General features: G+C 65.8%; 11 protein-coding genes. 3 read left to right on the forward strand and 8 right to left on the reverse strand.

Annotated elements, in window-relative coordinates; translation table 11 throughout:
* Nucleotides 1-48: 48 nt before the first annotated feature.
* The 3 genes from A3E77_RS18530 to A3E77_RS18540 are packed head-to-tail and all read left to right on the forward strand — an operon-like array spanning nucleotide 49 to nucleotide 1,876.
* Entirely contained in the window at nucleotides 49-681 is a 633-nt protein-coding gene (locus A3E77_RS18530; RefSeq protein WP_293648850.1) for a lysophospholipid acyltransferase family protein, read from the forward strand.
* Complete coding sequence (locus A3E77_RS18535) at nucleotides 678-1,496, forward strand: DUF1295 domain-containing protein (protein WP_293648854.1); 819 nt, start codon at nucleotides 678-680, stop codon at nucleotides 1,494-1,496. The genes A3E77_RS18530 and A3E77_RS18535 overlap by 4 nt, the downstream gene beginning before the upstream one ends.
* Nucleotides 1,472-1,876, forward strand: a complete 405-nt coding sequence (locus tag A3E77_RS18540) for a ribose-phosphate pyrophosphokinase (protein ID WP_293648856.1) — start codon at nucleotides 1,472-1,474, stop codon at nucleotides 1,874-1,876. Before A3E77_RS18535 ends, A3E77_RS18540 begins: the two co-directional genes overlap by 25 nt.
* 44 nt (nucleotides 1,877-1,920) lie before the next feature.
* On the opposite strand, the gene A3E77_RS18545 is transcribed toward A3E77_RS18540, so the two are convergent.
* The 8 genes from A3E77_RS18545 to A3E77_RS18580 form a co-directional block, all read right to left on the reverse strand.
* Nucleotides 1,921-2,376, reverse strand: a complete 456-nt coding sequence (locus A3E77_RS18545; RefSeq protein ID WP_293648858.1) for a PilZ domain-containing protein — start codon at nucleotides 2,374-2,376, stop codon at nucleotides 1,921-1,923.
* Between the two features lie 104 nt (nucleotides 2,377-2,480).
* Nucleotides 2,481-3,803: a M28 family peptidase gene (locus tag A3E77_RS18550; RefSeq protein WP_458574470.1), complete on the reverse strand. Its 1,323-nt coding sequence runs from the start codon at nucleotides 3,801-3,803 to the stop codon at nucleotides 2,481-2,483.
* Nucleotides 3,804-3,899: 96 nt separating this feature from the next.
* Nucleotides 3,900-4,424, reverse strand: a complete 525-nt coding sequence (locus A3E77_RS18555; protein WP_293648860.1) for a hypothetical protein — start codon at nucleotides 4,422-4,424, stop codon at nucleotides 3,900-3,902.
* Nucleotides 4,425-4,696: 272 nt separating this feature from the next.
* Nucleotides 4,697-5,239, reverse strand: a complete 543-nt coding sequence (locus A3E77_RS18560) for a hypothetical protein (RefSeq protein ID WP_293648862.1) — start codon at nucleotides 5,237-5,239, stop codon at nucleotides 4,697-4,699.
* Between the two features lie 198 nt (nucleotides 5,240-5,437).
* The gene (locus A3E77_RS18565; protein WP_293648864.1) at nucleotides 5,438-6,250 is read right to left on the reverse strand and encodes a glycine zipper 2TM domain-containing protein; all 813 of its coding nucleotides are present in this window, start codon (nucleotides 6,248-6,250) and stop codon (nucleotides 5,438-5,440) included.
* A 108-nt stretch (nucleotides 6,251-6,358) separates the two neighbouring features.
* The gene (locus A3E77_RS18570; RefSeq protein WP_293648867.1) at nucleotides 6,359-6,856 is read right to left on the reverse strand and encodes a GAF domain-containing protein; all 498 of its coding nucleotides are present in this window, start codon (nucleotides 6,854-6,856) and stop codon (nucleotides 6,359-6,361) included.
* On the reverse strand, nucleotides 6,856-9,012 hold the full coding sequence (locus A3E77_RS18575) for a prolyl oligopeptidase family serine peptidase (protein ID WP_293648870.1): 2,157 nt from the start codon (nucleotides 9,010-9,012) through the stop codon (nucleotides 6,856-6,858). The genes A3E77_RS18570 and A3E77_RS18575 overlap by 1 nt, the downstream gene beginning before the upstream one ends.
* A gap of 96 nt (nucleotides 9,013-9,108) precedes the next feature.
* The coding region (locus tag A3E77_RS18580) for a saccharopine dehydrogenase NADP-binding domain-containing protein (RefSeq protein ID WP_293648873.1) at nucleotides 9,109-10,019 on the reverse strand (911 nt) is incomplete at its 5' end.

Genomic DNA, 10,019 nt, shown 5'->3' on the forward strand with positions numbered 1-10,019 from the left:
CGTCGCGCCGGGCTTTCGCGCAATCGGGGCGAAGGGAGAGGACCAAGCGTGACGACGATCGACGATGACCCGCCGGGGCTGGTGGCGCGGGCGGTGCGCCGCCTGCTTCTATTGCTGTACCGGCTGCGTGGATGGAAAGCGACGGGCGCAGTGCCCGAACCGCGCCGCTTCATCCTGATCGCGGCGCCGCATACCAGCAACTGGGACTTCGTGAATTTCCTGGGGCTGACCGCCGACCTCAAGATCCGACCCTATTTCATGGCGAAGCTTTCGTTGTTCCGCTGGCCGCTTGGCGGGTTCATTCGCCAAATGGGCGGCGTGCCGATCGATCGCCGCGGCGGCGGGAATGTCGTCGAGCAGATGGTCGCAGAATTTGCGCGCCGCCGCGAATTCATGCTGACCGTCGCGCCCGAGGGAACGCGGGGGCGCGCGGCGAAATGGCGCACCGGCTTTTATCAGATCGCGCTGGCGGCCAAGGTGCCGATGGTGGTCGGGCTGATGGATTATGGCACCAAGACCGGCGGGCTGGGCCCTTTGATCTGGCCGAGCGGCGATTTTCGCGCCGATATGCTGAAGGTTCTCGAAGTTTATAAAAGTTGCGTTCCGAAGTTTCCCGAGCGTGCAGTTCGGTCGATCGATGATATAGTCGGGCCCGATGAGGAACGAGACATCAGCGCATGACTGACGCCCTTTCGCTGTTGGCGATCAATTTTGCCGGATTGCTGGGCGTGATCCTGCTATTGTGGGGTGCCGCCGTCACGATCCGCGACGTGTCGTTCATCGATGCCTTCTGGGCGTTCGGCATGGTGTTGCTGGCGTGGGGAACGGCGTGGCAGGTCGGCGCCGACGCGCCGCACGCGAAACTGCTTCTGGGCCTCGTGTCGCTGTGGGGGTTGCGGCTGGCGATCCACCTGACGATCCGCTGGGCGACGCATGGCGAGGACCCGCGATACAAGAAAATCCTGGCGCACATGATGGAAACGAAAAAATGGGGCTGGGCAAAGACCGCGCTGGTCGCGGTGTTCCTGACCCAGGCGCCGTTGCTGTTCATCACCTGCCTGCCGGCACAGGTCGGGATCTGGGCGAGCGCGGGTGATCCGGTGGCGGGCGTAGGAATCATCGGCTGGATCGGCGCGGCGGCGGCGCTGGCCGGCATCGCCTTTGAAAGCATCGGCGACGCGCAGCTCGACCGTTTTCGCAAAAACCCCGCAAATCGGGGCAAGGTGCTCGACACCGGGCTGTGGCGCTATACGCGCCATCCCAATTATTTTGGCGACGCGTTGACCTGGTGGGGCATCTGGCTGGTCGTGCTCGACCTTGGCTGGCCGGCGGCGCTTGCCAGCTTGATCGGTCCGATCTTCCTGACGTTTACGCTCACCCGATGGTCGGGCAAGGCGCTCCTCGAAAAAGGGCTGCACAAGACGCGGCCCGATTATGCGGACTATGTCGCGCGCACTTCCGGATTCATCCCGTGGCCGCCAAAGACCAGGGGTTAGGGGACGAGGAAAAGGCGGCGGATGTCGGCGCGCTGGGCGATGCGCCGCGCATTCGGACGATCTTGACCGAAGCCGCCCGCGCGGGGCGCAGCGTCAGCTATTCGGAACTGCTCGGCGACCTTGGCTTCCGCTTCACGCGGCCCAAGATGCGCGCGCTCTGCAAGACGCTCGGCGAAGTCGACCGGCTATGCGCCATGGATGGCGAACCTGACTTGGCGGTGCTGGTCGTCCGCGAAAGCGACCGCCTGCCAGGGCAGGGATGGTGGGTCGGCGGGACAGCGTTGCTGCTGGGTTATGACGGCCCATGGGAAGGCGCGGCGGCAGTGCGGTTCATCCGCGACCAACAGCAGGTGGCATTCGATTACTGGGCCGCGCGCTAGGATCGGACGCTGGCTGGGACGCATTGCGGCGGCGCGGCGCGGGCCTATTCGCGTTTGCTCATCCACACGCTGCGGCCGAAATGTCCCGGCTGGGCGGCGCCGAGGGCCAGTCCGGGGCGCCGCACGGGGGCTGTCGGCGGTGGGATGATCTGGAAACCGTCGGCCACGGCATGCGTCGTCGGCACGCTGCCGCCATGGGCGGCACGCAGCAGGCTGGTGTCGATGGTGCGATCGGTTTCGATCCCGAATCGCCGATCGACGACCCAGCGCACCGTGCCGAGCATCGGGTCGTGACCGGGCAGGAAAATGGTGATCCGCTCCCCGATGTTGAGCGCAGCCGGCGCCTGTCCGCCGATGCCCGTTTCGGACACGTTGCGGATCGTCACGTCGAATCGCCCAAGCCGCGAACAGGCAAGCGCGCCCTTTACCAGGCGCGACTGGCGCGGCTGGCGCTTGTCGGGAGGAACGGATGAGGCTGGGGCGGCCTCGGGACTGGACATGCGCGACTCATTTTTTTCCGCCCGACCCCCACGTCGGCCGATCATTTTGGTCCCTTGTCACCCGTAAAGGGGGAAGGTAAATTTTCGTATAGCGTCTTCGGTAATTATTTGGCGGGCGGCAGCCCGCCGAAGGTGACGATGCTTTCGCTGCCGTTCGCGGAAACCGCTGAAACACCAAAGAAATAATCGTCGACGATGACGCCCCGCAGCGTCCGTCCGGCGGCCGCCATATCGGCCGGGACGAGCTGGCTGTCGGTCCAGTCGTTGCGGTCGGCGCGCCGCCAGTAAATCCGATATGCGGCCGCGTCCTTCACCGGGCTCCACGCGATCGTGGTGTTCGAGCTGACCGCGCCGTCGATGCTGACACTGGCGGGCGCGGGCGGGGCATCGGCGAGCTCGGCCGCCAGCGCGACGTTGAGCGCAGTGACGCGGGCAAGATAGGGGAAATCCATCTCGTCGACCGTGTCGCCATATTTGCGGCCATCCTCGCTGCGCAAATCCTGGTGCTGATGGTCATAATCCTCGATCCCGACGGTAAAGCGGATCGCCGGATAGCCAAGCTCGAGCGCGGCCAGATGGTCGCCGCCGCGGCGGAAACGGTCGGGACGGCGCACCGCCAGGACTTCGAGCCCGATCGCCGGATGATGTTGCCCGGCGCGAATCGCCGCCTTTGCCAAGGCGCGCGACGGGCCGTCATCTTCGCCGCCGATGCCGCGCCGCGCAAGCTGCGCCGCCAGATCTTCCGACGCACGAATACCTTCGCTGAACACGCGCACCCGGTTGTCGACGATCGTGCCGTCGGTGCCATGGGTGCCGCCGACAATGTCGTTGTTGAGCATCGCCGCGACCTGCCAGCCCTGTTCCCTGGCGTGGCGCGCCAGCAGCTTGCCGCTCCACAGCCCCTGCTCCTCACCCGACAGCAGGGCATAGACAATCGTTGCCCGGTGCTTGTCTTTTGACAGCAGTCGCGCGGCCTCGATCACCAGCGCGGTGCCCGATGCATCGTCATTGGCGCCGGGGGCGTCGGCGGTAAAATTCATCACGTCGCTGACGCGGCTGTCGATATGGCCGGCAATGATGATGACATGCGCCGGGTCGCCGCTGCCCGGCTGGATCGCGAGGACATTTTCGACGGTCACGCCCGCGGGTGCCCGCGGCCCGTCGAAACGGTCGGCGATGCGCGTCACTTTCAGGCAGCCACCGCACGCCTTCGCGATGCGCGCGAACTCCGCGGCGCCCCAATTGCGCGCCGCGCCGATCCCGCGTTTGGGGTCGGTCGCCGACGACAGCGTGTGGCGGGTTCCGAACGACACCAGCTTTTCGACCGAGGCCTTCAGCCGCGCCGGATCGGCGGCGGGGGTTTCATCCTTCGCAAGGGCGGCGACCGGCATGGTCAGCAACAGGGCGGCGAGCAGCATGGGTTTGATCATGCCGCTTCATGCGGTGCGGCGCGCGCGGATGCAAGCGGCCCGCCGCGTGCCGGGGCACGGGCGGGCCGGGGTTTGCATCAAAGATGTCGGCGATCAGCCGAGGCCCGAGAAGCGAATGCCCTGGACGCGGCCGTAACGGATATCGCAGGTGAACTTGCCCTTGTCATAAGATCCGCCGCGACCCCAGCGGCCGCCGTAGCCGTCGCGGACGACGACGCGGCCCTTGACGCGGTAACCGTCGCGCTTGCGGTCGATGCTGGTCACCTGGGTGACGTCGGTGCGGCCATAACGGCGGCTGCCGCGTTCGACCGAGTTGACGCACTGGCTGACCGCGCTGCGGCTGTTGCCATAGCGGTTATAGTCATAACCATAGCCGTAACGCGCGTCATTGTAGCGGCCGTCATAACGGCGGTCGTAGCGATCATAGCGGTCGTTGTTGCCGCTCGACAGGATCGCGGCCAAGCCGCCGATCACAACGGCGCCGGCGATGATTTCGCCCGCGCTGATTCCATCGCGGTCGTATCGGTCGCGCGCCGCAGCGGGGGCGGCGCTCATCAGCATCGCGCCGGCGGTGGCCGCACCAATTGCGGCCTTGGTCAGATTGGTCTTGATAGCCATGGTTCGGTCTCCTTAAGCGCAGGCGGCCTATTTGCTGCCTGTTGGAGACGGTTTACCGATTCGGCCGTGACGCGGCGCTGAACCTGCCGCTTATCTGGCGTTCAGCCTCGGTTTTGCTGGCGTTCATCTAAATCCCTTCTCCCTGAAGGGGAGAAGGATTCGCCGCCTTGGCCGCGAAGCGGCCGGGCGAAGTGGGATGAGGGTGATGGCAGTTCCGGAGGTCGCCGCGCACGACGAGCGCGCATCCCCCATCAAGGGGGAGGATGAGAATATCAGCCGAAGCTGACGTCGACGACGCGGCCATTGCGATAGCTGCAACCAAAGCTGCGCACTTCGCCGCCGAGGCGCGAGGCAGTGCCGGTGACGTACCAGCCGCCGCCATTGGGCTCGGTGCCGGTGATGCTGTCGACACGGGCGTCGTCGCCCATTTCGCCCTCTACCGCCCAACTGCACGCATCGGCGGCGCGCGACTCGGCTTCGCCGCGGCCATAGGCGCCGGGCGCCGCATCATTCGGCATATCGGGTTCGTAACGCGGCACCTCCTGCCGCTCGTCGTCGCGATAGGGCGGGTCGTAGGGGTAATCCGGGCGATAATCGGGCGCGCGTTCGCGCTTGTCATTGCTTGCAGCGCTGGCGATCGCGGCAATCGTGCCGATGATCAGAAGGCCGCCCAGCACGTCGCCGGTGCTGATCCGGTCGTGATGGCGATAACCCCAACCGCCATGGCGCCCGCGCGCTTCGGCGGGGACGGAGCTGAGGCCTACAGAGGTCAGCACGACCGCGGCGGCGGTCGTCAGGCTGGTCAATTTACGCATGGAGGACGGCTCCCCTTCGGCAGGCCCCGGACGGTCCGGCCCACAATGTCATCGCCTTACGCCCGCGATACTTTCGCGCCGCTGAACCGTTGCTCAGGCACGGCAAGCCGAGATGCCCAAAGCAAAACGGCCCGCCATCGCGTGGATGGCGGGCCGCAAGACTGGAAAAAGGCGACCAGACCTGTCTTTTCCGTGAAATCAGCAGACGCAGCGCGGCTTCGCCTTGGGTTTCGGCTTCCACTTCTTCTTTGCGACATAGCGTTTCCGCACCGGCACATTTTCATAATAGGTGCGCGTGCTCGTTTCGACCGTTTCGGTCACGACCGGCGCGCCGTTCGTGATGATGGTCGTGACGACGACGCCCGGCGTGTAGTAGCCATAGCCATGGGCATAGCCGCCATGGTGATAGGTAGTGGACGTCCCACCGGGATAATAGCCGCCCTGATAATGACCGCCCCGGCTCGACCACCATTGCTCGCATCGGGCCTTGTCCGACGCATTGCCGATGGCGCCGCCCGCCAGCGCGCCGACCCCGGCACCGATCAGCGTGCCCGCAGTGCGGTCGCCGCGTCCTGCTATGCGGTTGCCGGCGATGCCCCCCACGAGCCCGCCGACAACCGCGCCGCCCACTGTGCCCCCCCGGCCACAGCGGCGTTCCATTTCGGCGTCGTGACGCGGGTCATACCCGCCGCGATAATAGGGATCATGGGCGGGCGGCGGCGGATAGCCGGCGCCATGGCCCTCGACCGTGCCTTCATAACGGCCCTCGTAACGGCGACCGTCGGTCGTTTCATAGGTGCCGTCCCAGGTGCCGGTCCAGCGTCGTTCCGCGTCATAGCCCGAGACCCGGCGATATTCGACTTCGCTGGGCACACGGTCGGGATAGCCGGTATAGACGCGGACATCCGGATTGTCGGGATTGCCATAGTCGAGCGACGGCTGTTCCGCCCGCGCGTGACCCGCCAGCAACAACGATCCCGCGGCCAAACCCAACAACACCAACGTGCGCATGATAAACTCCCTGTTCCCTCGGCCTGAACCGATTGGTTAACAGCTTGTTAGCAAAATCGGCGCCTTTTCGCGAATCCGTTAACCCTGCCCATCGCGTCCCATTTTGGGTCAGGAAATCGAAGGCGCGAGCGCCGCCGCGATACGCGCGACGAGTGCTTCCGCGCCCGCCTGATCGTCAGGGGTGAAGCGTCCGGGCAGCGGACTGTCGAGGTCGAGCACACCGACCAACCGGTCGTTCGCGATCACCGGCACGACGAGTTCGCTGCGACTGTCGGCGTCGCACGCAATATGGCCCGGAAAGGCGTGGACATCGTCGACCCGCTGCGTCGCACGCAGTCGCGCGGCGGCGCCGCAGACGCCCTTGTCCAGCGGGATGCGGATGCACGCCGCCTTCCCTTGAAACGGGCCGAGCACCAGTTCATGCCCGTCAAAGCGATAAAAACCCGCCCAGTTGAGGTCGGGGATCGCCTGCCAGATCAGCGCCGCGATATTTGCCATATTGGCGATGCCGTCGGGCTCGCCCGCGACGAGCGCCGCCGCGGCATCCCCCGCCTCGGCCCAAAGCCCTGCGGGATCGGTCGCGGCGAAGGCGAGGGCATAGCTCATTATTCGACCGCGAGCCCGGTCCACTTCGCCGCAAAGGCGTATTTGTCCGCAGCTTCGGCAATGATCTTGTCGGTCGGCTTTCCGCTGCCGTGCCCGGCGCGCGTTTCGATGCGGATCAGGTGCGGCTTGTCGCCCGCCTTCGCATGCTGGAGCGCGGCGGTATATTTGAAGCTGTGCCCCGGCACGACGCGATCGTCGGTGTCGGCAGTGGTCACCAGCACCGCCGGATAGGCGGTACCATCCTTGATATTGTGGTACGGCGAATAGGCGAGCAGATTCTTGAAATCGCTCTCCTTTGACGGATAGCCATAATCATCGACCCAATAACGGCCGGCGGTGAAACGGTCGAAGCGCAGCATGTCCATCACCCCCACCGCGGGCAGCGCCGCGGCGAACAGGTCAGGGCGCTGGTTGGTCACCGCGCCGACGAGCAGCCCGCCGTTCGACCCGCCCTCGATTGCGATCTGTCCCTTGCCCGCGATCCCCTGCGCGATCAGATATTCGCCCGCGGCAATGAAGTCGTCGAAGACATTCTGTTTCTTGTCGAGGCGGCCGGCATCGTGCCACGCCTTGCCATATTCGCCGCCGCCGCGCAGGTTTGCGATCGCCAGCACGCCGCCCTTGTCGACCCACGCGAGGCGGGTGGGCGAGAAGCCGGGGGTCATCGACACGTTGAAGCCGCCATAGCCGTAAAGCAGCGTCGGCGATCCCTTGCTGCGGTCGAGGCCCTTTTTCATCACGATGAACATCGGCACTTCGGTGCCGTCCTTCGATTTGTAGAACCGCTGTTCGACGCTGAAGTCGCTGGGCTTGAAGGTCAGCTCGGGCTCGGCGAAAATCTCGCTTTTGCCGGTCTGGGTGTCGAAGCGATAGATTGTCGTCGGCCGCGCATAGCTGGAGAAGGCGTAGAAGGTTTCGGGGTCGCTCGACTTGCCACCAAAGCCCGACGCGGCGCCGATGTCGGCGAGCTTGATATTGGCGACGGGCTTGCCGTCGAGCGCGACCATCCGCGCTTCCGACTTCGCATCGCCAAGGTAGGAGAGGATCAGGCGGTTGCCGACGCGCGATGCGCCGACGAGCGTCGCTTCATTCTCGCCCACGAGCTGGGTCAGCGCCGCCGGCTTGCGGATATCCATCGACACGACCCGCCCGCGCGGCGCGCCCTTGTTGGTGACGAAGGTAAAACGCGGACCGTCGTTGGTGACATATTCCCAATTGTTCGCAAAATCGCCGACGAGGGTGATCGGCTTCGCGCCGGGCTTGCCTATCGGATAGAGCGTCAGGCCGTAGCGTTCGTCGGTGCCTTCGGACGAAACGACGAGCAGATATTGGCCGTCGTCGGTGACGACCGCGCTGTTATTGAGCTTGGGCTTGTCGGGCGTCGCGTGGATCAGCACGTCGGCGCTCTGCGGCGTGCCGAGCTTGTGGAAATAGACGCTGTGATTTTCGTTGAGCGACTGGAAGGCTTCGCCCTGCTCCGGTTCGGGGAAGCGCGAATAATAAAAACCGCTGCCGTCCTTCGCCCAGTCGAGCGCCGAAAATTTGACCCAGCGCACTTCGTCGGAGAGGTCCTTGCCCGTCGCGACGTCCTTGACCCGGACGATCCGCCAGTCGGTGCCGCCGTCCTGCACCGAATAGAGGAGGTGCTTGCCATCCTCCGACGGGTTCCATTCGGCAAGCGCGGTCGCGCCGTCCTTGGCCCAGCTGTTCGGATCGATCAGCACGCGCCCTTCGCCCTTCAGCCCTTCGCGGACATACAGCACCGACTGCGGCTGAAGCCCGTCGTTGCGGGTATAGAAATAGCGCGTGCCCGCCTTGGTCGGCAGGCCGAAGCGTTCATAGTCGAACAATTCGGTCATCCGCGCCTTGAACGCGCCGCGGCCGGGCAGCGTGTCGAGATAGCTGTCGGTCACCTTGTTCTGCGCCGCGACCCATGCCGCCACCTTGGGATTGACGCGCACATCATCCTCGAGCCAGCGATAGGGGTCGGCAACGTCGACGCCGAACTGCGGATCGACCGTGTCGCCGCGCGGCGAGTCGGGATAGGCGATCGCCGGAACGGTCGCCGATGCCGCGGCTTCGGCCGCCTGCGCTGCTGCCGGGGCCGTCATCAGGAGAGCGAGTGCCAGCGGGGCGGACAGGGTGTTACGGGACATGGCAAGGCGACCTCATGATCTGGGGAAATTATCGTGCGTCTGTATGTAAGCATCGGCAAGGCACGGGCAAGGGGATTCGGTGCGGCGAAACGCGGCTCAGCTGCGCTCGGTGGCAATCCCGAGCCGGGCGAAATCGGCTTCGGTTTCGGTCAGTGTCAGGACGCCGGTGCACGGCCGTGCTCCCGGTGCAGGGGGCCTGCCGTCCCGAAACCGGCGCAACAGCGCCAGCGCCGCCAGCGTGGGGACATAGGGTCCGCGATTGCCATCTGCGCGCAGCGTCCAGCGCGCCGCGGCGCACTCGTTGCGCGCGTTCAGCCCGCTGATCTGGATGTCCATCGCGCCGATGTCGCTGCCGAAAGGTATCAGCCATTTCGCGATCGCGAGGAGTGGCCGCGATGCGGGGCGGAGGCTGGCAATCCAGCCGAGGCGAACAGGAAGCGCGAGCAGGGCGAGGCCGAGGTGCAGGACCGACAATTCCATGCCGGCGAAAAATTCGGCTCTGTCACTGGGGTGGTAGCGCCGGACGAGCAGATCCTGTTCGGGCGTGTCGCAAACGCTGGCCCAGCGCGCGCCCACGCCGGGCACATTCCAGCGGTGGAGCATTCCCCATCCCGGAACGTCCGTCCAGCGCCCGCTGCGCCAGACGCGCACCGGATGCCCGACATAGGACAGGATCGCCTGTACCACGGCGAGGCCGCGCGGGGCGCGATTGCCAGGAAAGATACCGATCCGGATCCGGTCGATGCTGTGCCAGCCGTCGGCCAGCGCATCGATGACAGCATGCGACAAGGCGGGGATCGAACTGGCACCCGTGGTGACGCTGATCCCTGCGGCCTTCGCCGCGGCGTCGTGCGCGCCGATCGCCGCCACGAACGCCCGCCCGTCGGCCAGGTCGACATAATGCACGCCCGCCGCGATCGCTGCCTCGATCACGGTCGGGGCCGATGCCTGGAACGGACCGGCCGCGTCGATCACGACGTCGAAGCCCGACAGGTCGGCGGCGGTCA

Origin of the sequence: Sphingopyxis sp. RIFCSPHIGHO2_12_FULL_65_19 (assembly GCF_001830555.1) — a bacterium.
In the GTDB taxonomy this organism is placed as follows: Bacteria; Pseudomonadota; Alphaproteobacteria; order Sphingomonadales; family Sphingomonadaceae; genus Sphingopyxis.